This window comes from Oceanimonas sp. GK1, assembly GCF_000243075.1.
Taxonomy (GTDB): domain Bacteria; phylum Pseudomonadota; class Gammaproteobacteria; order Enterobacterales; family Aeromonadaceae; genus Oceanimonas.
Genome location: NC_016745.1, coordinates 1,195,001 through 1,216,930 on the forward strand (window position 1 = coordinate 1,195,001; position 21,930 = coordinate 1,216,930).

Annotated in this window: 17 protein-coding genes, 4 tRNA genes and 2 rRNA genes (1 of these 23 running past the window's edge); 16 read left to right on the plus strand and 7 right to left on the minus strand. The window is 60.8% G+C overall.

Features of this window, described 5'->3' with window-relative positions:
- Positions 1-2,559: ribosomal RNA gene (locus GU3_RS05745) — 23S ribosomal RNA — on the plus strand; it begins 332 nt to the left of the window's first position.
- Positions 2,560-2,644: 85 nt separating this feature from the next.
- Positions 2,645-2,759: ribosomal RNA gene (gene rrf, locus GU3_RS05750) — 5S ribosomal RNA — on the plus strand.
- Positions 2,760-2,889: 130 nt separating this feature from the next.
- Here the strand turns inward: rrf and GU3_RS05755 are convergent.
- A complete protein-coding gene (locus GU3_RS05755) occupies positions 2,890-3,177 on the minus strand; it encodes a hypothetical protein (protein WP_014291588.1) in 288 nt (95 codons plus the stop codon).
- Positions 3,178-3,325: 148 nt separating this feature from the next.
- On the opposite strand from GU3_RS05755, the gene cobU reads away from it, so the two are divergent.
- Positions 3,326-3,883, plus strand: coding sequence for a bifunctional adenosylcobinamide kinase/adenosylcobinamide-phosphate guanylyltransferase (cobU, locus tag GU3_RS05760; RefSeq protein WP_014291589.1), 558 nt, complete (start codon positions 3,326-3,328; stop codon positions 3,881-3,883).
- 2 nt (positions 3,884-3,885) lie between these two features.
- Here cobU and GU3_RS05765 read toward each other — a convergent pair whose 3' ends face one another.
- Entirely contained in the window at positions 3,886-4,434 is a 549-nt protein-coding gene (locus GU3_RS05765) for a LysM-like peptidoglycan-binding domain-containing protein (RefSeq protein WP_014291590.1), read from the minus strand.
- A gap of 201 nt (positions 4,435-4,635) precedes the next feature.
- On the opposite strand from GU3_RS05765, the gene gltX reads away from it, so the two are divergent.
- From gltX to GU3_RS05795, 6 genes are all read left to right on the plus strand, one after another.
- Positions 4,636-6,048, plus strand: coding sequence for a glutamate--tRNA ligase (gene gltX / locus GU3_RS05770; protein ID WP_014291591.1), 1,413 nt, complete (start codon positions 4,636-4,638; stop codon positions 6,046-6,048).
- Between the two features lie 206 nt (positions 6,049-6,254).
- Positions 6,255-6,330 (plus strand) — tRNA-Ala (locus GU3_RS05775).
- A 28-nt stretch (positions 6,331-6,358) separates the two neighbouring features.
- Positions 6,359-6,434, plus strand: a tRNA-Ala gene (locus GU3_RS05780).
- A 38-nt stretch (positions 6,435-6,472) separates the two neighbouring features.
- A tRNA-Ala gene (locus tag GU3_RS05785) sits at positions 6,473-6,548 on the plus strand.
- A gap of 19 nt (positions 6,549-6,567) precedes the next feature.
- Positions 6,568-6,643 (plus strand) — tRNA-Ala (locus GU3_RS05790).
- Between the two features lie 100 nt (positions 6,644-6,743).
- Positions 6,744-7,415 carry a DNA-3-methyladenine glycosylase I gene (locus tag GU3_RS05795; protein WP_014291592.1) on the plus strand — a complete coding sequence of 224 codons (672 nt, stop codon included), beginning with the start codon at positions 6,744-6,746 and terminating at the stop codon, positions 7,413-7,415.
- Here the strand turns inward: GU3_RS05795 and GU3_RS05800 are convergent.
- On the minus strand, positions 7,412-8,014 hold the full coding sequence (locus GU3_RS05800; protein ID WP_014291593.1) for an arylesterase: 603 nt from the start codon (positions 8,012-8,014) through the stop codon (positions 7,412-7,414). The two genes, GU3_RS05795 and GU3_RS05800, sit on opposite strands and share 4 nt — an antisense overlap.
- Here GU3_RS05800 and GU3_RS05805 point away from each other — a divergent pair.
- Both GU3_RS05805 and GU3_RS05810 read left to right on the plus strand, forming a co-directional pair.
- Positions 8,013-8,696 carry an ABC transporter ATP-binding protein gene (locus GU3_RS05805; RefSeq protein ID WP_014291594.1) on the plus strand — a complete coding sequence of 228 codons (684 nt, stop codon included), beginning with the start codon at positions 8,013-8,015 and terminating at the stop codon, positions 8,694-8,696. The two genes, GU3_RS05800 and GU3_RS05805, sit on opposite strands and share 2 nt — an antisense overlap.
- Positions 8,689-11,112, plus strand: coding sequence for an ABC transporter permease (locus GU3_RS05810; RefSeq protein WP_014291595.1), 2,424 nt, complete (start codon positions 8,689-8,691; stop codon positions 11,110-11,112). The genes GU3_RS05805 and GU3_RS05810 overlap by 8 nt, the downstream gene beginning before the upstream one ends.
- A gap of 126 nt (positions 11,113-11,238) precedes the next feature.
- Here GU3_RS05810 and GU3_RS05815 read toward each other — a convergent pair whose 3' ends face one another.
- The 3 genes from GU3_RS05815 to yfbV all read right to left on the minus strand — a co-directional run bounded on the left by GU3_RS05815 (position 11,239) and on the right by yfbV (position 13,415).
- Entirely contained in the window at positions 11,239-12,144 is a 906-nt protein-coding gene (locus tag GU3_RS05815) for a TIGR01777 family oxidoreductase (RefSeq protein ID WP_014291596.1), read from the minus strand.
- A 151-nt stretch (positions 12,145-12,295) separates the two neighbouring features.
- Complete coding sequence (gene tpx / locus GU3_RS05820) at positions 12,296-12,796, minus strand: thiol peroxidase (protein ID WP_014291597.1); 501 nt, start codon at positions 12,794-12,796, stop codon at positions 12,296-12,298.
- 178 nt (positions 12,797-12,974) lie between these two features.
- On the minus strand, positions 12,975-13,415 hold the full coding sequence (gene yfbV / locus GU3_RS05825) for a terminus macrodomain insulation protein YfbV (RefSeq protein ID WP_014291598.1): 441 nt from the start codon (positions 13,413-13,415) through the stop codon (positions 12,975-12,977).
- Positions 13,416-13,691: 276 nt separating this feature from the next.
- On the opposite strand from yfbV, the gene GU3_RS05830 reads away from it, so the two are divergent.
- Complete coding sequence (locus GU3_RS05830; protein ID WP_014291599.1) at positions 13,692-14,912, plus strand: acetate kinase; 1,221 nt, start codon at positions 13,692-13,694, stop codon at positions 14,910-14,912.
- Positions 14,909-17,068, plus strand: a complete 2,160-nt coding sequence (pta, locus tag GU3_RS05835; protein ID WP_014291600.1) for a phosphate acetyltransferase — start codon at positions 14,909-14,911, stop codon at positions 17,066-17,068. The genes GU3_RS05830 and pta overlap by 4 nt, the downstream gene beginning before the upstream one ends.
- Before the next feature lie 70 nt (positions 17,069-17,138).
- Here pta and GU3_RS05840 read toward each other — a convergent pair whose 3' ends face one another.
- Positions 17,139-17,318 carry a DUF2892 domain-containing protein gene (locus GU3_RS05840; RefSeq protein ID WP_014291601.1) on the minus strand — a complete coding sequence of 60 codons (180 nt, stop codon included), beginning with the start codon at positions 17,316-17,318 and terminating at the stop codon, positions 17,139-17,141.
- 161 nt (positions 17,319-17,479) lie between these two features.
- Here GU3_RS05840 and GU3_RS05845 point away from each other — a divergent pair, with 161 nt between their 5' ends.
- From GU3_RS05845 to GU3_RS05855, 3 genes are all read left to right on the plus strand, one after another.
- The gene (locus tag GU3_RS05845) at positions 17,480-18,232 is read left to right on the plus strand and encodes a M15 family metallopeptidase (RefSeq protein WP_014291602.1); all 753 of its coding nucleotides are present in this window, start codon (positions 17,480-17,482) and stop codon (positions 18,230-18,232) included.
- 526 nt (positions 18,233-18,758) lie between these two features.
- Complete coding sequence (locus tag GU3_RS05850; protein ID WP_014291603.1) at positions 18,759-20,252, plus strand: sodium:alanine symporter family protein; 1,494 nt, start codon at positions 18,759-18,761, stop codon at positions 20,250-20,252.
- 164 nt (positions 20,253-20,416) lie between these two features.
- Complete coding sequence (locus GU3_RS05855; protein WP_014291604.1) at positions 20,417-21,862, plus strand: NAD-dependent succinate-semialdehyde dehydrogenase; 1,446 nt, start codon at positions 20,417-20,419, stop codon at positions 21,860-21,862.
- Positions 21,863-21,930: the final 68 nt, after the last annotated feature.

Sequence of the window (21,930 nt, forward strand, 5' to 3'; positions counted from 1 at the left end):
TACACCAAACCGCTCTCGTTGTGAAATCGAGTAGGACGGGACACGTGATATCCTGTCTGAACATGGGGGGACCATCCTCCAAGGCTAAATACTCCTGACTGACCGATAGTGAACCAGTACCGTGAGGGAAAGGCGAAAAGAACCCCTGTGAGGGGAGTGAAATAGAACCTGAAACCGTGTACGTACAAGCAGTGGAAGCCCCCTCGTGGGGTGACTGCGTACCTTTTGTATAATGGGTCAGCGACTTACTTTTAGTAGCAAGGTTAACCGTATAGGGGAGCCGTAGGGAAACCGAGTCTTAACTGGGCGAATAGTTGCTAGGAGTAGACCCGAAACCCGGTGATCTAGCCATGAGCAGGTTGAAGGTTGAGTAACATCAACTGGAGGACCGAACCCACTAATGTTGCAAAATTAGGGGATGACTTGTGGCTGGGGGTGAAAGGCCAATCAAACCGGGAGATAGCTGGTTCTCCCCGAAAGCTATTTAGGTAGCGCCTCGGACGAATACTACTGGGGGTAGAGCACTGTTTGGGCTAGGGGGTCATCCCGACTTACCAACCCCATGCAAACTCCGAATACCAGTAAGTACTATCCGGGAGACACACGGCGGGTGCTAACGTCCGTCGTGAAGAGGGAAACAACCCAGACCGCCGGCTAAGGTCCCAAAGTCCTAGTTAAGTGGGAAACGAGGTGGGAAGGCTCAGACAGCCAGGATGTTGGCTTAGAAGCAGCCATCATTTAAAGAAAGCGTAATAGCTCACTGGTCGAGTCGGCCTGCGCGGAAGATGTAACGGGGCTAAAACTAGGCACCGAAGCCGCGGATTCACACTATGTGTGAGTGGTAGGGGAGCGTTCTGTAAGTCTGCGAAGGTGTGTTGTGAAGCATGCTGGAGATATCAGAAGTGCGAATGCTGACATGAGTAACGATAAAGGGGGTGAAAAACCTCCTCGCCGGAAGACCAAGGGTTCCTGTCCAACGTTAATCGGGGCAGGGTGAGTCGGCCCCTAAGGCGAGGCCGAAAGGCGTAGTCGATGGGAAACGGGTTAATATTCCCGTACTGACACACATTGCGATGGGGGGACGGAGAAGGCTAGATGGGCCAGGCGTTGGTTGTCCTGGTGAAAGGGAGTAGGTGGTGCGTTTAGGCAAATCCGGACGCACAACACTGAGACCCGAGACGAAGGTACTACGGTACCGAAGTCATTGATGCCCTGCTTCCAGGAAAAGCCTCTAAGCTTCAGATGTGTGTGAACCGTACCCCAAACCGACACAGGTGGTCGGGTAGAGAATACCAAGGCGCTTGAGAGAACTCGGGTGAAGGAACTAGGCAAAATAGTACCGTAACTTCGGGAGAAGGTACGCTGGAGCGGGTGAAGTCCTTCGCGGATGGAGCCTGAGCCAGTCGCAGTGACCAGGTGGCTGGGACTGTTTATCAAAAACACAGCACTGTGCCAACTCGCAAGAGGACGTATACGGTGTGACACCTGCCCGGTGCCGGAAGGTTAATTGATGGGGTTAGCCGCAAGGTGAAGCTCTTGATCGAAGCCCCGGTAAACGGCGGCCGTAACTATAACGGTCCTAAGGTAGCGAAATTCCTTGTCGGGTAAGTTCCGACCTGCACGAATGGTGTAACCATGGCCACGCTGTCTCCACCCGAGACTCAGTGAAATTGAAATCGCCGTGAAGATGCGGTGTACCCGCGGCTAGACGGAAAGACCCCGTGAACCTTTACTATAGCTTGGCACTGAACATTGACCCTACATGTGTAGGATAGGTGGGAGGCTGTGAAGCGGTGACGCCAGTTGCCGTGGAGCCGACCTTGAAATACCACCCTTGTATGTTTGATGTTCTAACTTGGCCCCCTTATCGGGGGTGAGGACAGTGCCTGGTGGGTAGTTTGACTGGGGCGGTCTCCTCCCAAAGAGTAACGGAGGAGCACGAAGGTTGGCTAAGTACGGTCGGACATCGTACGGTTAGTGCAATGGCATAAGCCAGCTTAACTGCGAGACGGACAGGTCGAGCAGGTGCGAAAGCAGGTCATAGTGATCCGGTGGTTCTGAATGGAAGGGCCATCGCTCAACGGATAAAAGGTACTCCGGGGATAACAGGCTGATACCGCCCAAGAGTTCATATCGACGGCGGTGTTTGGCACCTCGATGTCGGCTCATCACATCCTGGGGCTGAAGTCGGTCCCAAGGGTATGGCTGTTCGCCATTTAAAGTGGTACGCGAGCTGGGTTCAGAACGTCGTGAGACAGTTCGGTCCCTATCTGCCGTGGGCGTTGGATGATTGAGAGGGGCTGCTCCTAGTACGAGAGGACCGGAGTGGACGAACCTCTGGTGTTCGGGTTGTCACGCCAGTGGCACTGCCCGGTAGCTAAGTTCGGAATCGATAACCGCTGAAAGCATCTAAGCGGGAAGCGAGCCTCGAGATGAGTCATCCCTAGGCACTTGATGCCTCTAAAGGGCCGTCCGAGACCAGGACGTTGATAGGCAGGGTGTGGAAGCGCTGTGAGGCGTGTAGCTAACCTGTACTAATGACCCGTGCGGCTTAACCATACAACACCCAAGAAGTGTGAGAGACTTGTAGTCTCGAGAACAAAACAGATTCATCACAAAGCTTTTTTCGAATTCAAGTTTAATGCCTGGCGGCCATAGCGTTGTGGAACCACCTGACTCCATGCCGAACTCAGCAGTGAAACGCAACCGCGCCGATGATAGTGTGGCAGCTGCCATGTGAAAGTAGGTCACTGCCAGGCACCCATTCCAAAAGCCCGATACTGATGTATCGGGCTTTTTTCGTTTGTTCGTTTTTGCATTGCTGCTGTGAACTCAGCGACGATGCCAAACGCAGCGCTCGTTCAACCGCTGCGTTTGGAACACATGTACTCAGTCCAGCAGAGCCTGGGCGATTTGTTGCCACTCTTCCCGGGTGGAGCAGGCCGGGCGTTTTTTACCGGCGCGCCCGTACCAGTAGTCGGCGTTCCAGAGCACACCTTCCACGCGATGCAGATAGGCGTGTACCCAGGCCGAGGGCTGATCGCCGTTATCGCGGATCTGTTCGTGGGCATCTTCCCAGTGGCCATTGGCATCCAGCCAGAGGGCGGTCAGGGCGTCGGAAAGACCGGCAGGGGGCTGAGGTTGGTTGAGCGAGGCATGAAAGGCCTTAAAGTTCATGAACGGCTTCCTTGGGTCATCATTAAAATTTGAGGTTAATCACAGTTTATCATTTTCCATGCTCGGATCAGATCCGTTCATCACCATGGTGCTGGGTTTCAGTATCATGGTTGCTGAAAAACGGTAGGCCATGATAAGGAGATGCAGCGTGAAGGCAGCAGGACAAGACGTTGAGTTATCCAGGCGAGAACTGGTACTGGGGGGCGCCCGTTCGGGCAAGAGCCGGCTGGCGGAGCGACTGGTTGAGGCCACCGGCTGGCCGGTGACTTATATCGCCACTGCCACCCAGGGGAAAGACGAGGAAATGGCCGAGCGCATACGCCATCATCAGGCACGGCGGCCCGGGCACTGGACGCTGGTGGAGGAGCCCCTGGCCTTGGCGCAGGCGTTGAACACCCATGCTGAGCCTGAGTGTTGTGTGCTGGTGGACTGCTTGACCCTGTGGTTGACCAACCTGCTGTTGTGCGACGACGCCGGGCGGCTGGCCTATGAAAAAGCCGCCCTGCTGGAGACCCTGCCACAGCTGCCGGGGCGCATCGTGCTGGTCAGTAACGAGGTAGGGCAGGGCATAGTGCCCATGGGGGCGCTGTCGCGACGTTTTGTGGATGAGGCCGGCTGGCTGCATCAGGCGCTGGCCGAGCGGTGTGAGCGGGTGAGCTTTGTTATTGCAGGCCTGCCCCAGGTGCTGAAAGGACCAGCGCTGTAATGTTACTGCACATTCACCATGGTGAACTCCTGGCCGAGCCGGCGAAAGGCGTTCAGTACCAGGCCGTTGTCGCGTACTTCCAGGTAGTGCAGACGACCGTCAGCGGTGAGTACCAATGTCAGCTGCTGACCCGCTTGCAACCGGCTCAGGGGCTGGTAGGAAGGCTCGGCCCGGATCAGGGCAATCAGTTCCTGACCGGGCAGCTGCCAGCTTCTGAACAGGGAGGAGAGGGTTTCGCCAGAGGCCAGGGTATGGTCAATGCGCCTACCGCCGGCAGGCACATCAATGACCCGCTTGTCGGCGTCGCTCAGCGGCACCGACAGGCTGCCGGTTACCGGCGCCTTGGGGGCCGGCGGCGCAGGCTGCCACCCCAGCAATACCAGCCAGGCCGGGATCAAGATCAGAAGGGCAAGCCGGTGCCGCCGGGGAATGCCTCCCATGGCGCTCAGTAGTCGTCCCAGCCCTTTGCGGGCGGGCAGGGTAATGCGGTTGAAACGTGCTCTCACGGTGTCACGCTGATGGCTTTTGGCAGCGCCTTTTGTTCTGGTCATAATCCCCCCTCCGTCGCGGCCACAAGTGTATCCAGCGGCTGACAACTCCACAAGCGAATGCGACGGTGATGGAAGCGAATGGCACTGCCCGCGACTGGCGTGCGACAAGGCGTTTCACCTGTGCCTTGCGGGTGTTAAAATAATCACCGTTTATCTTTTCATACGGCCCGCAGGCCCCTTCACTCAATCAAGGCAGACAGAATGACAGTTAAAACACGGTTCGCCCCCAGTCCTACCGGCTTTCTTCATGTTGGCGGTGCCCGCACGGCCCTGTATTCCTGGCTCTACGCCCGCCATCATCAGGGTGAGTTCGTGCTGCGCATTGAAGATACGGATCTGGAGCGTTCCACCCAGGAAGCCATCGACGCCATTCTGGAAGGCATGAACTGGCTGGGCCTGAGCTGGGACGAGGGTCCTTACTATCAGACCCAGCGTTTTGACCGTTACAACCAGCTGATCGATCAGTTGCTGGAAGAAGGCAAAGCCTATAAATGTTATTGCTCCCGGGAGCGTCTGGACAGCCTGCGTGAGCAGCAGATGGCCGCCGGTGACAAGCCCCGTTACGATGGCATTTGTCGTGATCCCGATAATCATGGCGATGCCGATGCCCCCTGTGTTGTTCGCTTTAAAAACCCGGACGAGGGCACCGTGGTGTTCGACGACCACGTGCGTGGCCGTATCGAGATTGCCAACGATCAGCTGGATGACCTGATCATTCGCCGTACCGACGGCGCACCCACCTACAACTTCTGTGTGGTGGTGGACGACTGGGATATGAACATTACTCACGTGGTACGTGGTGAAGACCATATCAATAATACCCCGCGCCAGATCAACATCTACAAGGCACTGGGCGCGCCGGTGCCGGAGTTTGCCCATGTGTCCATGATCCTCGGCGACGACGGCACCAAGCTGTCCAAGCGCCACGGTGCGGTGAGCGTGATGCAATACCGGGATGACGGCTACCTGCCCCAGGCCCTGCTCAACTACCTGGTGCGGCTGGGCTGGTCTCACGGTGATCAGGAAATCTTCAGCCTGGAAGAGATGATTTCCCTGTTCTCCCTGGATGACATCAGCAAGTCGGCGTCGGCCTTCAATACCGACAAGCTGTTGTGGCTGAACCAGCACTACATCAAGACCCTACCCGCTGAAGAAGTGGCCGGCCATCTGGAATGGCACATGCAGGATCAGGGCATCGATTTTGCCGAGGGCCCGGCGCTGGCCGAGGTGGTCAGTCTCTACGCTGAGCGCTGCAACACCCTGAAGGAGCTGGCGGCCCAGAGTCGTTATCTGTTTGAAGACTTCAGCGAGTTTGAAGCCGGGGCCGCCAAGAAGCACCTGCGCCCGGTCGCCGCCGAGCCCCTGAGTCTGGCCCGTACCCGGCTGGCGGCGCTGGCCGACTGGCAGCCGGCTGCCATTCACGAGGTGATCAACGCCGTGGCCACCGAGCTGGAGCTGGGCATGGGCAAGGTGGGCATGCCGCTGCGCGTCGCGGTCACCGGCATCGGTCAGTCGCCGGCCATCGACGGTGTGATGGCGTTGCTGGGCAAAGACAAGGTGCTGGCCCGCATCGACATGGCCCTGGCTTTTGTGGCCGAGCGCGCCGAAGGCTGATCACCGCCAGTGTGAAAAACATCAACGGCGCTGCTCGGGCAGCGCCGTTTTTTTATACGCACAGCCGGGATGAGACCATTTTATCGCCGGATTGTTTAAAACTTGATGGGTTGAACGATTTTTTCTATTTGGCGGTTGACTCTGAACGGCCCTGTGCCTATTATGCGCATCGCTCGCAGGGACAAGGTTTCTGCAGCGACTTGTGCGGGGCTATAGCTCAGCTGGGAGAGCGCTTGCATGGCATGCAAGAGGTCGGCGGTTCGATCCCGCCTAGCTCCACCAATCAAGTCGAGAGCAGTTTCTGCCAAATGGGGTTATAGCTCAGCTGGGAGAGCGCTTGCATGGCATGCAAGAGGTCCGCGGTTCGATCCCGCGTAGCTCCACCAGGCGGCAGAAACAAATACCAGTAAAACAGCATTGTTTTGGGGCTATAGCTCAGCTGGGAGAGCGCTTGCATGGCATGCAAGAGGTCGGCGGTTCGATCCCGCCTAGCTCCACCAAAACAAGCCTGTCAAATTTGGGGTTATAGCTCAGCTGGGAGAGCGCTTGCATGGCATGCAAGAGGTCCGCGGTTCGATCCCGCGTAGCTCCACCAAATTTTAAAAAGCCGCAGTTAACCACTGCGGCTTTTTTCGTTCTGGTGTTTTCCCCTGCAACTACGCACAATAAAAACAAACTCGAACGAGACTGTTTTTATGGAGCACTTCGATCACATCTTTGCGCGCGCCTGCGCCCGGCAGGGCGGTGAGGCGGCACTGCGCCGGCTGATCGCCACGCCGGTACTGAGCCCCGGTGAGTTGGCGGCCATTCCCGATGACCGCTGGCTGTCTTCCTTTACCATGAGCCTGTTTCAGTCCGGTTTTGTGTGGAAGGTGATCAGAGACAAATGGCCGGACTTCGAGCAGGCCTTTTTTGGCTTTGATCCCCATAAAATGCTGCTGCTGGATGAGCATCATCTGGAGCGGCTCAATCATGATTCCCGCATTGTACGCCACGCGAAGAAGATCGCCGCCGTGCCGGTCAATGCTCAGATGGTGCTGGATCTGGGCAAGGACCATGGCGGTTTCGGTGCCTTTGTGGCCGCCTGGCCTGCAGACGACGTGGTGGGCCTGTGGCGGCACATTCGCCGGCACGGCCGCCTGTTGGGGGGCAATATCGCGCCTTATGCCCTGCGCCGGCTGGGGGTGGATACCTTTATCTTTACCGGGGATGTCAGTGCCTACCTGCGACATCACGGCGTGGTGGACGCGGCGCTGGGCGCTAAAAAAGCCATGAACCAGGCCCAGGCCGCCTTTAATACCTGGCGGGAGCAAAGCGGCCTCAGCCTGGGCGAGATCAGCAAGACCATCGCCTTTTCCATCGGCTAGGGCGTCAGATAGGGGGTGAGAAACTCGCCCACCTGCCGGGCAATCAGCGGCTGGGCTTTAACGGTGGGATGAATGCCGTCGTCCATCATCATGCCCTGCTCACCCATCAGTGGCGCCACGAAAAACGGCAGCAGGGGCAACTGGTGCTGACTCGCCAGCCGGCTGAATACCTGTTCGAACTGCTGCAGGTAGCGCCGGCCATAGTTGGGCGGCAGTTGAATGTCGGTGAGAATAACCCGGGCACCGGCATCGCCGGCCAGCGCTATTAACCGCTCCAGGTTGCGCTCAATCAGCCCGGGAGGCAGACCACGCAGACCATCATTGCCGCCCAGCTCCAGCAGTACCAGGCTGGGCTGATGCCGTTGCAGCAGGGGCGGCAGCCGTTGCAGGCCGCCCTGCGTGGTGTCGCCGCTGACGCTGGCATTGATGACGGTGACCTGCCGGCCCTCCCGCCGCCACTGCTCGGCCAGCAGGTGGGGCCAGGCCTGATCCGAACGCATGCGATAGCCGGCACTCAGGCTGTCGCCCAGAATAAGCAGGGTGTCGGCCAGTACCGTGGGCGACACCAGACACAGCAACAGCACAAGGATTCGCAGCATGACAACCTCTCCCATCATTCGCGTGGTGGATCTCGGGCACAGGGTCAGCCTGGGCGACGAGCAAATTACCATCCTTCAGGGTGTCAACCTGGAAGTCAAGGCCGGCCAGCGGCTGGCACTGGTGGGGGCCTCGGGCTCGGGCAAGTCCACCCTGCTGGGACTGCTGGCGGGGCTGGATACCGCCAGCCGGGGAGAAATTCATATTGCCGGCCAGCCGCTGCATGCCCTGGATGAAGAGCAGCGGGCGGCGCTCAGGGCGCAGCATATCGGTTTTGTGTTTCAGTCTTTTCTGCTATTGCCCACCCTCACCGCCCTGGAAAACGTCATGCTGCCCGCCGAACTGAAAGGGGAAAGCGGTAACCGGGAGCGGGCCATGGCGCTGCTGGAGCGAGTGGGGCTGGCCGAACGGATGCGGCATTTTCCCGCCCAGCTTTCCGGTGGCGAGCAGCAAAGGGTAGCCATTGCCCGGGCCTTTATGACCGAGCCGGACATATTGCTGGCGGACGAGCCCACCGGCAACCTGGATCAGCAGACTGGTGCCCGCATTATCGAGCTGCTGTTTGAGCTTAACCACCAGCATGGCACCACCCTGGTGATCGTGACGCATGATGAATCCCTGGCCAGCCGTTGCGAGCGCCGCCTGCTGATGACCGCCGGTCATCTGGAGGAGCAGCATGGCTAGCCTGGGCTGGGGACTGATTCGACGGGAACTGGCCAGCGGGCCGCTCAGGCTGTTTGTGCTGGCCCTGGCGCTCTGTGTGGCCAGCATTCTCAGCGTGACCCTGGTGGCGGATCGGCTGAATGCCGCCTTGCAGGTGTCGGGGCGGGACTATATTGCCGCCGACCGGGTGCTGGCGGGCAGTCGGCCCGCCGAGACCGGTTGGCTGAGCGAGGCACAACGCCGCGGCCTGGCGGTGTCGGTAAGCCAGTCCTTTAACAGCGTGCTGTTTGCCAACGAGCAATTGCAGCTGGCCAGCCTTCGGGCGGTGGATGACGCCTTTCCCTTTTACGGCGATCTGGTGCTGGCCCCGGCAGACAAGGTGAGGCCCGGTCACATCTGGCTGTCGGCCCGGCTGCTGGCGTTGCTACAGGTGGCACCGGGAGAAACGGTGGAGCTGGGCAACCTGCGGCTGACCGTGGCCGGTGAGCTGGTCAGCGAGCCGGATCAGGGCTTCTCGCCCTTTTTGCTGGCCCCCCGGGCGCTGATGCACCTGGAGGATGTGGCCGCCACCGGCATTTTTATGGAAGGCAGCCGCAGCCGTTACCGCTATCTGTTTAAGGGCGAAGATAACATCCTCGACGCTTACGCCAGCTGGCTGCAGCCGCAGTTGCAGCAGGGCCAGCGCTGGCGCGGCCCGAGCAACGCCGACACACCGGTGGCCCGCTCCATCACTCGGGCCGAGCAGTTCTTTCGGCTGGCCTCGCTCATTGGGGTACTGCTGGGCATTCTGGCCATGGCCATTGCCCTGGGGTTCTTCTCCCGCCGAGAGCAGGACCGCATTGCCCTGCTGAAAACCCTGGGGGCCGGTCGCCGCCAGCTGCTGATCTGGCTGGGCCGTTTGCTGACGGGGCTGATGATGCTCGGTGCCCTGCTTGGGGCTGTGGCGGGCTATGGCGTGCACCAGCTGATCCTGCTGGCACTGAATGACGCCATGGCGGTGCCGCTGCCGCCCCCTTCGCTCAGGCCCTTTGCGGTGGCCGGCGGGCTGGCCCTGCTGACCACTGTGATGTTGTCGGTGGTGCCCATGTTGCGGCTGTTGAAGGTGCCGCCGCTGCGGGTATTGCGCAACGAGGCCGAGGCGCGCATTTCTCCCTGGCTCAGCGGCGGCATTCTGCTGGCGGGCACGGTAACACTGAGCTGGCTGTTTGCCGGCAGCCTGGGGCTGGCGATGGGGCTGTTGTCGGGCCTGCTGGCACTGGCCCTGCTGTTGGGCGGCCTGTGCCGGGGGCTGCTGGCCCTGGCCCGGTTAACCCGGGGCTCGGTGGCCTTTCGGCTGGCGCTGGGCCGGTTAAGCCGGGCCCGGCTGGCCACCCTGCTGCAGTTTGGCGGCGTGGCGCTGGCGCTGTTTCTGGCCAGTCTGTTGTGGGTGGTGCGGGGCGAGTTGACCGAGGGCTTTCTGGCCAGGCTGCCGGCCGACACCCATAACCGCTTTTTGATCAACATCGCCGAACAGGAGCTGGAGCCGGTGCGGCAGTTGCTGAAGGAGAACGGGCTGGAGTCGTCCCGCTTTTATCCCATCGTGCGCGGGCGGCTGGTTAGCGTGAATGAAGTGCCGACGGAAGAGATCAACAGCGAGCAGGGCGGAGGGCTGGGGCGCGAGCTCAATCTCACCTGGAGTGCCGAGGTGCCCGAAGGCAATCGCATTGTAGGCGGACACTGGTCGGCCGCCGCCGGCGGCGTCTCGGTGGAAAGCGGGCTGGCAGAGCGGCTGGGGTTGGTACTGGGCGACAGGATCACCCTGGATCTGGCCGGGCAACCGGTCACCGCCGAGGTACGTAGCATTCGCGAGGTGGACTGGGACAGCATGAAGCCCAACTTTTTCCTGGTGCTGAGCCCGGATGTGCTGGCCGATTATCCGGCGGCCTGGATGGCGAGCTTTTACCTGCCCGAGCCGCAACGGGCGCTGGAGGTCGAGTTGATCCGCGCTTTTCCCACCATCACGGTGTTTGACGTGGATGCCCTGCTGCAGCAATTGCGTTCCATACTGGCCCAGGTGAGCCAGGCCTTGCTGGTGATCATGGCGCTGGTGACCGGCGCTAGCCTGCTGGTGCTGCTGGCCCAGGTGGAAGCCACCCTGGAGAGTCGGCGGCGGGAGCTGGTGCTGTTGCGTACCCTGGGGGCGGGGAACCGGTTGATCCGGGCCTCGCTGCGCTGGGAATGGCTGGGAGCCGGTCTGGTGGCCGGCCTGGCGGCGGCATTGGCGGTGGAGCTGTGCGTGGCGGTACTGCTGCCCTGGTGGCTGGAGTTGCCCTGGCAGCCGCACCCGTGGCTGTGGCTGGCATTGCCGGCCCTGGGGGCCGGCCTGCTGCTGCTCACCGGGCGCGCCGGCGGTCTGCTCAGCGGCGCCCTGATCAACCGGTTACGGCAGTGGGGGTGACTCCTTCCGGGACGGTAAGCCGTAAGTGGTTGTGTGCCAGTGAAAGCGGCGCCTATAAAATACCGTCACTCCGGCGCAGGCCGGAATCCAGGACGGATTGCACAGCCGCTTGCAGCATGACATTGCTTAACGCCGGGGCGTGCTCAGGGTTTCTTTCAGTGCCTTGTCGAGGGTGGGGTAGCGAAAGTGAAAGCCCGCCTGCTGCAGCCGCACCGGCATCACCCGCTGGCCGGTCAGCAGCAGATCGGCCATTTCCCCGAACAGCAGTTTCATGGCCCAGGCCGGCACCCGGGCGAAATGGGGTTTGCCCAGGTTTCCGGCCAGGGTCTTGCTGAACTGGGCGTTGGTCACCGGCTCCGGCGCCGTGGCATTAAAGGGGCCGCGGCATTCCTCGTGCTCCAGCAAAAACAAGATCAGGTTGACCACGTCTTCAATGTGGATCCAGGACATATACTGCTTGCCCGAGCCGATGGGGCCACCCAGCCCCAGCCGGTAGCTTGGCAGCATCTTCACCAGCGCACCGCCTTCTGCCCCTAGCACCACCCCCAGCCGGATCAGGCAAACCCGGGTGCGTTCGGTGTCTGCCAGCTGGGCCAGCTCTTCCCAGCGGGCGCAGACCTGGTGACTGAACTCGGAGTGAGGATGGGTGTCTTCGTCGACCAGGGTATCGCCTTGGCGACCGTAAAAGCCCACCGCCGAGCCACTGATCATCACGGCGGGCGGGTGGCTGCCGGCGCGCAGTTTCTCCACCAGCTGCTCGGTGATATGCCAGCGGCTGTGACAGATGCGTTCTTTCTGGGCCGGGCTCCAGCGCTTGTCGGCAATGGGCTCGCCGGCGAGGTTGATGACCGCATCGAAACGGTCGAGATTGGGCAAGTCGTCGAGGGAAGCCAGGGCTTCAATGTCGTGCCCCAGACGTTGATACACCTTATTGGGTGAACGGCTCAGTACCGACACCTGGTGGTGCGGCCGCAAATGGCTCATCAGGCGGCTGCCGATAAAGCCGGTTCCTCCGGTAAGCAGTATCTTCATCACAGACTCCTTTAATGGCGGGGCCGGAGGCCCCGCGCCGGGCAGGGGTTATCCACATTATCTGTGAGTAAGTCTGTAGATTACCCCACCCTGTCAGGATAGTTGGTTGATCTTAATAATAAAATTCAATACGCGCAGGGATCCGTCAGGATCACTTTAGCGCCGCCAGGGCACCTTCGTAATCCGGCTCGTTGGTCAGCTCGGCCACCCGCTCAACGTGGGTCACCTTGCCGTCTTCATCAATACACACCACGGCACGGGCCGCCAGACCGCGCAGGGCACCGTCGCTCAGGGCCACGCCATAGTCGGCCAGGAACTCGGTGTGACGGAAGGCAGACGCCACCTGCACGTTTTCCAGGCCTTCGGCGGCGCAGAAACGGCTGCCGGCAAAGGGCAGATCCATGGACACGCACAGCACCTGGGTGTTGTTGAGGCCGGCGGCCTTTTCGTTGAAGGTGCGTACGCTGGTGGCGCACACGCCGGTGTCGATGCTGGGGAAGATGTTCAGCAGCACTTTCTTGCCGGCAAAATCGGCCAGCTTGATGTCGCTCAGATCGGCACCGGTCAGGGTGAAGTCGGGCGCAGCCTGGCCCACGGCGGGCAGCTGACCGGAAACGGCGACGGAATTACCCTGAAAAGTTACGGAAGACATTGAGACTCTCCTGATGATTGCGGTTTGTTGGTGTTTGGTTATCAGTATGAGTGACTAAGGTAGCAGTTTTCCTGTGCTGGAACAGCTTTTTATCGCTGTTGGCATGGCGCCGGTTGTGCTTTGTTGTGGCCCGGATTAAGGGGGAGGGCCAGCACCGCCGTCACCACGCCGGGCCGGGTTACAGCTCCCGTATAAAGGACTTGTCCAGTTGCCGAAAGGCACTGCTGAGGGTCTCGCCCAGCTCGAAGTAGCGGGGACGGGACACCGGGGCCTTGACCTCGCCGCCGGCGGCGGCAATTTTCTCGTGTATCTGCAGGTACCATTGCTTGAGCGAGGGCGGCAGCCGTGTGTCGGCACGCTTGCCCAGCCAGTAGTAGCCCTGCATGGGCAGGCTGGCCAGAAACAGCACCGACGCCACCACACTGGGCCAGTAGTGGGGGGCACCAAACTGAAACTGCAGCAGCAGGCTCAGGGTGATCAGCGCCGGCATGGTTTTCATGCCGAAGCGGGTGGCGGCCATGACGCGGCATTCGGGAAACAGGGCAGCCAGCTGGCGTTCCTGGGGCCAGATGGTCAGGTATTCCTGGCCGCGGTGCAGAGTGCGAGTAAAGGGACTCATGTGTCCTCCCGGCGATAAGATCCGCTGTAGCTAACTTACAAAATAACGATGCAGGTCAAAAAAATGACTCAAGCTGACTGTTATTTTACCACAGACAAAAGGGTAATATTCCTCACCCCGCTGGCCGGCTAACATACCGGCCGCGTCATGGACGGCTTCTGGCCAGACTGCCCGTTGGTAAAGTGCCTTTCTCAAGGATAGAGTGAAAGTGATGGTTATTGCCCGTCAGCGATGGTGGGCAAGCGATTTTTGCAATACCGAAAGAAAGGATCCCCAATGACTAACGATCTGGTCCTGGTGCTGAACTGCGGCAGTTCCTCGCTGAAGTTCGCCATTCTGGACGCCGAAAGCGGCAGCGAGAAACTGTCCGGCCTGGCCGAGTGCTTTTACCTTGCCGATGCCCGCATCAAATGGAAACTTAACGGCGAAAAGGATGAAGCCGCACTGGGACCCGGAGCCGCCCACCAGCAGGCGCTGGATTTTATTGTGCAGCGTCTGCTCAATCCTCACCCCGAGCTGCTGCAGGGGCTGGTGGCCGTGGGCCACCGGGTGGTACACGGGGGCGAAAAATTCACTCACTCGGTGCTGATTGACGAGGACGTTATTCAGGGGATTGAAGCCTGTGCCAGCCTGGCGCCCCTGCACAACCCGGCGCACCTGGTGGGCATCGCCTCGGCGCAAACCTCGTTTCCGGCGCTGCCCCAGGTGGCGGTGTTTGATACCGCCTTTCACCAGACCATGCCCGAGCAGGCCTATTTGTATGCCATTCCCTATTCCCTGTACCGGGAACACGGCATTCGCCGCTACGGCATGCACGGTACCAGCCATTACTTCATTACTCAGGAAGCGGCCCGGGTCCTGAACAAGCCGGCCAGCGAGCTCAACCTCATCAGCTGCCACCTGGGCAACGGCGCCTCGGTGTGTGCGGTGAAAAACGGCCGCTCGGTCGACACCTCCATGGGCCTGACCCCATTGGAAGGGCTGGTGATGGGCACCCGCAGCGGGGATATCGATCCGGCCATCATTTTTCATCTGCACGATGCCCTGGGCTACAGTGTGGAGCGCATCAACACCCTGCTGACCAAGGAATCGGGACTGCTCGGCCTGACCGAGCAAAGCAGTGATTGCCGTTTTGCCGAAGACCATTACCAGCAACTGCCCGAAGCCAAACGGGCGCTGGATATTTTCGCCTATCGCCTGGCCAAATACATTGCCGGTTACAGCTGTGCCCTTGACGGCCGGCTCGATGCCATCGTGTTTACCGGCGGTATCGGCGAAAACTCCGCCCGGGTACGCGAACTGACCCTGTCGAAGCTGGCCCTGCTGGGGGTCACGCTGGATGAACAGGCCAACCTGGCCGCCCGTTTTGGTCAGTCCGGCTGCATCAGCGCGGCTGGCAGCCTGCCGGTGTGGGTGCTGCCCACCAACGAAGAGTGGGTGATCGCCCAAGACGCCCTGGCGCTGGCGCGCGCATCACAACAAGAGGAAAGCCAATGACCAGAACCATCATGTTGGTGCCCGTCAGCAGCGGCGTGGGTGCCACCTCGGTCAGCCTTGGCATGGTGCGGGCCATGGAGCGCAACGGCGTCAACGTCAGCTTTTTCAAGCCGGTGTCCCAGCCCCGTACCCGCCGCAAGGTACAGGATCACTCCACCGCCGTGGTGGCCAACGGCACCAACCTGACGCCGCCGGAGCCTTTTGCCCTGAGTTATGCCGAGAGCATGATCTCGGCGGGCAATTTGGACGTGCTGCTGGAAGAGATCGTGGCCCGCTTTGAAAAGCACGTTTCAGAAAGCGGCGCCGAGGTGGTGGTGGTGGAAGGCCTGATCCCCACCGACAAGCAGCCCTTTGCCACTCGCATCAACTACGACATCGCCAAGGCGCTGGATGCCGACATGGTGTTTATCGCCCAGCCCGGCAGCGACAGCAGCCAGTACCTGAAAGAGCGGCTGGAGCTGGCCTGCGCCAACTTCGGCGGTGTGCTCAACAAGCGCATCGTGGGCTGCATCATCAACAAGGTGGGGGCGCCGGTAGACGAGCAGGGCAACACCCGGCCCGATCTTACCGAAATGTTCAATCCCGGCTACAAGGGCGAGCACGTCACCGCCAACCTGGAGGTGCTGCAGGTCTTCGGCAAAACGCCGCTACGCATTCTGGGCTGCATTCCCTGGAACACCCAGCTGGTGGCCCCCCGGGCGGTGGACTTGGCTCGCCATCTCAATGCCACCATCATCAACGAGGGTGAACTGAACACCCGGCGGCTGCAAAGCGTCACCTTCTGCGCTCGGGCGCTGCACAACATGGTGCAGCACTTCAAACCGGGCAGCCTGCTGGTCGCCTCGGGGGATCGCTCCGACGTGATTGTGTCGGTGTGTCTGGCCGCCATGAACGGCGTCAAGATTGGTGCCCTGCTGCTGACCGGCAGCTACCATCCCGAGCCCCAGATCATGGACCTGTGCCAGCGCGCCATTGAAACCGGCCTGCCCATTCTGATGGTGAACACCAACACCTGGCAGACGGCGGTGAGCCTGCAGCACTTCAACCTGGAGATCCCGGTGGACGACGCCGGCCGCATCGAGGCGGTGCAGGACTACGTGGCCGGCCATATCGACAAGCACTGGATCGAATCCCTGTCGGCCAAGTCGGCCCGCAGCCGCCGGCTCAGCCCGCCGGCGTTCCGCTACCAGCTCACCGAGCTGGCGCGACGCGCCGCCAAGCGCATCGTGCTGCCGGAAGGGGAAGAGCCGCGCACCATCAAGGCGGCGGCCATTTGTGCCGAGCGCGGTATTGCCCGGCCGGTGTTGCTGGGCAGCCACGAGGAAATCATGCGCATTGCCGCCCAGCAGGGGGTGGTGCTGGATGAAAAGGTCGATATCGTGGATCCGGCCGAGGTGCGCGACAACTACGTAGAGCGGCTGGTGGAGCTGCGCAAGTCCAAGGGCATTACCGAGGTGGTGGCCCGGGAGCAGCTGCAGGACAACGTGGTGCTGGGCACCATGATGCTGGAGCGCGACGAGGTGGATGGCCTGGTATCCGGCGCCATCAATACCACCGCCAACACCATTCGCCCGCCGCTGCAGATCATCAAGACCGCCCCGGGCTGCTCGCTGGTCTCGTCGGTGTTCTTTATGCTGCTGCCGGATCAGGTGCTGGTGTATGGCGACTGCGCCATCAACCCGGATCCCACCGCCGAGCAACTGGCGGAGATCGCCATTCAGTCGGCGGAGTCGGCCCGGGCCTTTGGCATCGAGCCGCGGGTGGCGATGATTTCCTACTCCACCGGTACCTCCGGCACCGGCGCCGACGTGGAGAAGGTACGCGAGGCCACCCGCATCGCCCAGGAAAAACGCCCGGATCTGGTGATCGACGGCCCGTTGCAATACGATGCCGCCATCATGGAGAACGTGGCCAAGTCGAAGGCGCCCAACTCCCCGGTGGCGGGCAAGGCCACGGTGTTCATTTTCCCGGATCTGAACACCGGCAACACCACCTACAAGGCGGTGCAGCGTTCGGCGCAATTGGTGTCTATCGGCCCCATGCTGCAGGGCATGCGCAAGCCGGTGAACGATCTGTCCCGGGGGGCATTGGTGGACGACATCGTCTACACCATTGCCCTCACCGCCATTCAGGCTGGCCAGCAGGGCAAGGGCTGATCAACAAGGCTCCCGGCATCAGGCCGGGAGCTTTTTCACCTCACTCTTCACCCCTTACTCCTCACCAGCCTTACTTGCTTTTAATCCCCAGCAGTTTGTACAGCGGGCAAAAGCTGACAAAGGCGGTGGCCAGGGGGATCACGCCAAGCCAGCCCCAGGGCGTTTGCGGACCCACGAAGACCAGGGCGATCAGCACCAGGCCCAGAATAATGCGGATCACACGATCCACGTTGCCGACATTCTTTTCCATCATCCTCTCCTTTAATTTAGTTTTTACTAATAATAGTGTGCCACTGTCCCGGCTGCTGGCAAGTGACCAGGATCAATAAATGAGCGGCAGGCACACCGAGGCTTGCAAAGCGTGCCGGTATTGGCGAGGCTGAGGGCTCTTTATATACCTGAGTAGCCGTCATGAATTTTCTTTCCCAGCCTCTGCAATCCCTGCCCGAGCCGGACTGGCAACAGTTGCAGGCCCTTCCCATTGTTGATAACGGCGATCCCCTGGTACCCCTGGGGCTGGTGCCGTCTCCTCTTCGAGTGTATCCCGCCTATTTTCACCTGGGGGTGCCCGGCGCGCTGACCGATTGTTATGTGCGAAGCTCGGTACTGGGCCGGCTGCAGCAGGCGGCAACCCTGCTGCCCGCCGGCATTGAGCTGGTAGTGCTCGACGGCTGGCGCCCGTTCCGGGTGCAGGAGTATTTGTTCGAAACCCTGGTGGATGCCCTGAAACGCCATTTTCCCGATGAGGATGAGCAGGGGCTACTGGTCCGGGCCCGGCATTTTGTATCGCCGCCAAGCCAGGATGAAGCCTCGCCCAGTCCGCATCTTACCGGGGGGGCCGTGGACGTGTGCCTGTGCGACAGCAGGGGGCAGTTGCTGAACATGGGCACCGGCTTTGACGACATCAGCTCCTGGTCCTACACCGCGGCCTTTGAGGCGGTGGCGAAACCCGGTCCTGTCGAGGCGGAGATCATCGAGCACCGCCGGCTGCTGCACAGCTGCATGACCCGGGCCGGTTTTACCAACCTGCCCAGCGAGTGGTGGCATTATGACTATGGCAACCAGAGCTGGGCCTGGTACAGCCAGGCCCCCCAGGCGCAGTTTGGCGTGATCCGCCAGCACAGCCTGGCCGAGCGCTGGCGCAACCAGGTGAGCCTGAGCTGAACCGGGCGGCGCATAAAGACGCGCCATCCGCTAATCGACCATATTTTATACTGCCTTAACCGGGGCGGCTTGAACAATGACGCGATGGCGCCCGGGTTGTGCTGATTGATTCTCTTGATTAGGCCGTTTTTTCCGGTGAATAAAAGTGTGATGAATGCTGCAAATTCACACATTGGCCCGGTCTGGTGGCCATGACAGTGCGGCGGTTTTTCCGGGCCAGCACGCCCCCTTTCTTCTCCTTCGGCAATCGGCGACTTTTTTTAAGTGTTTAAAAAACAAAGAGTTGCTCGCCTTCCTTGCGCAGTGGCCGATGACCTCGGCAGGGATCTGCATTCGCTTGGTAAATGGAAGTGCCTGGCCAGATAAGCATTACTGATGATGTTGCCTACTTGTTATAAAGGCCATAGCAGAGTAATTTTCTCGCACTTGCCGCACACCACACAGAATTGGCGTGTTGGCTGCAAGTTATTTAGGACGATGTGCTGCTGTTGACGCGCGCGTCCCCCGTTCAACAAAGGATGTGACCATGAACGAACTGGTTAATGCCATTAACGGCTATATCTGGAGCCTGCCCCTGATCTATCTGTGTCTGGGCGTGGGTCTGTATTTCTCCCTTCGTACCCGCTTTCTGCAAGTCCGCCATATTAAGGAAATGGTACGGCTGATGTTTCAGGGCAACTCTTCCGCGGCCGGTATCAGCTCCTTTCAGGCGCTGGCCCTGTCGCTGTCGGGCCGGGTAGGTACCGGTAACATCGCCGGGGTGGCCACCGCCATTACCTTTGGTGGCCCGGGCGCGGTGTTCTGGATGTGGGTGGTGGCCTTCCTGGGTGCAGGTACGGCCTATATCGAATCGGCACTGGCGCAAATCTACAAGGAAAAGGACGACAACGGCCTGTACCGGGGTGGCCCCGCCTTCTACATCGAGAAGGGGCTGGGCATGAAGTGGTACGCTTGGGTGTTTGCGCTCTCCACCGTGCTGGCCTGCGGTATGCTGCTGCCTGGCGTACAGGCCAACAGTATCGCCTCCGGCATTGAAAACGCCTTTGGCATTCCCACCACCGTCTCTGCGGCTGCCGTGGTGATTTTGCTGGGGCTTATCATCTTCGGTGGCGTCAAGCGTATCGCTCACTTCACTCAGATAGTGGTGCCCTTCATGGCCCTGGGCTACATACTGGTGGCCTTTGTGATCATCATGCTCAATATCGGCCAGATCCCCGAAGTGGTGAGCCTGATCGTGGGCAGTGCCTTTGGCATGAAGGCGGGCTTTGGTGCCATTCTGGGCCTGGCCATTGAGTGGGGCGTGAAGCGCGGCATCTACTCCAATGAAGCCGGTCAGGGCACTGGCCCTCATGCTGCTGCCGCCGCCGAGGTGTCTCACCCGGCCAAGCAGGGCCTGGTGCAGAGCTTCTCGGTGTACATCGATACCCTGTTTGTGTGCTCAGCCACCGCCTTTATGATCATCATCACCGGCGCCTACAACGTGATGGGCAAGGCGGGCGATGCCATCGTCGAGCAACTGCCCGGCGTGGAAGCCGGCCCCGGTTACACCCAGGCGGCGGTAGAGTCGGTAATGCCCGGCTTTGGTGGCATCTTTGTGGCGGTCGCGCTGTTCTTCTTCGCCTTTACCACCATTTTGGCCTACTACTACATCGCCGAAACCAACATTGCCTACATCAACCGCAAGGTGCACCGCCCCTGGCTGATGTTCGCGCTCAAGCTGGTGCTGATGGCGTCTGTGGTGTACGGCTCGGTCAAGACCGCCGGTCTGGCCTGGGGGCTGGGTGACATTGGTGTGGGTCTGATGGCCTGGCTGAACATCGTCGCCATTCTGCTGCTGCAAAAGCCGGCGCTGATCGCCCTGAAAGACTACGAGGAGCAAAAGGCGCAGGGGCTGGATCCCACCTTTGATCCGGTCAAGCTCGGCATCAAGAACGCCGATCACTGGGTCAAGGGAAAGCCCTCCCGGGTTGAAGATGCGCAAGATCCGATCGCCCCCGAGGCGCAGGTCGAACGTAGCTGATGCACTATTACCTCTGAACCAAGGCCGGACGCAGTTCCGGCCTTTTTCGTTCTGGTCGCAGTCAAAAGTGGACTCTGGTCCCAGAGTGGCCGCGTGGCTTGTGCCTATACTCGGGCACAGGACCTGTATAAGACGGGTAAACCCGCCAATCAAGGAGAACGAGAATGGACAGCAGCAACGCACTGTGGCAAACCGGCTGGTACTGCAACGGTCAGTGGCAAAACACTCAGGACAGCTACGAGGTACTGAACCCGGCCAGTGGCGAGGTATTGGCGCGGGTGGCCCGCTGTGGCGGCGCCGAGACCGAGCAGGCCATTGCCGCCGCCGCCGCCGCCTTTGAAGACTGGCGCCATTCCACGCCCAAGGAGCGTACCGCCGTGCTGCGCCGCTGGCATGATCTGATGCTGGAGCATCAGGACGAGCTGGCCGAGTTGATGGTGCTGGAGCAGGGCAAGCCCCTGGCTGAGGCCAAGGGCGAGGTCGCCTATGCCGCCAGCTTTCTGGAATGGTTCGGGGAAGAGGCCAAACGGGCCGGCGGCGACACCATTCCCAGCCCCAAGCGGGAAAACCGGTTGTGGGTGATCAAGCAACCGGTGGGCGTGGTCGCCGCCATTACGCCCTGGAACTTTCCCCTGGCCATGATCACCCGCAAGGTGGGCCCGGCCATTGCTGCCGGCTGCACCGCCGTGGTCAAGGCCTCCAGCGTCACGCCGCTGTGCGCCAATGCCCTGGCGGTGCTGGCGGAGCGGGCCGGCCTGCCGGCGGGGGTGCTGAACCTGGTATCGGGAGACTCCGGCCCCATCGGCGAGGCCCTGATGCAAAGCCCGGCGGTGCGCAAGCTGTCGTTCACCGGCTCCACCGGCATCGGCAAAAAGCTGATGGCCCAGGCCGCCGGCACGGTGAAAAAGCTGTCCCTGGAGCTGGGCGGCAATGCGCCCTTTATCGTGTTTGACGACGCGGATCTCGACGCCGCCGTGGCCGGCGCCATGGCCTCCAAGTTTCGCAATACCGGCCAGACCTGCGTGTGCGTGAACCGCTTCTATGTGCAGGACGGTATTTACGAGGCGTTTGTCTCTCGCCTGGCCGAGGCGGCCACGGCGCTGAAAGTGGCGGAAGGCCGGGTGGAGGGCGCCCAGCAGGGGCCGCTGATCACGCAGGCGGCGCTCGACAAGGTGGAAGAACACGTGGCCGATGCCCTGGCCAAAGGCGGCCGGCTGGTGTGCGGCGGTGCCCGCCATGCCCTGGGGGGGACCTTCTACCAGCCCACGGTGATCGCCGACGCCCATGAGGAGATGCTGCTGGCCCGGGAAGAAACCTTTGGTCCGGTGGCGGCCTGCTTCCGCTTCCGCGATGAAGCCGAGGCGGTGAAACGCGCCAACGACACTCCCTTTGGCCTGGCCGCCTATTTCTATACGCGGGATCTGAACCGGGTATTCCGGGTCTCGGAAGCCCTGGAGTCGGGTATGGTGGGGGTGAACGAGGGCATTATTTCCAACGAAGTGGCGCCCTTTGGCGGGGTCAAGGAGTCGGGCCTGGGCCGGGAAGGCAGCCAGATAGGCCTCGACGAGTTCCTGGAGATCAAGTACGTGAACCTGGGGAATATCACCTGAGTCGCACTGGCCTGGCTTTGGTCACTCCCGCGAAAGCGGGAGCCCTGGGCAGGTTGCACGGCACTGGC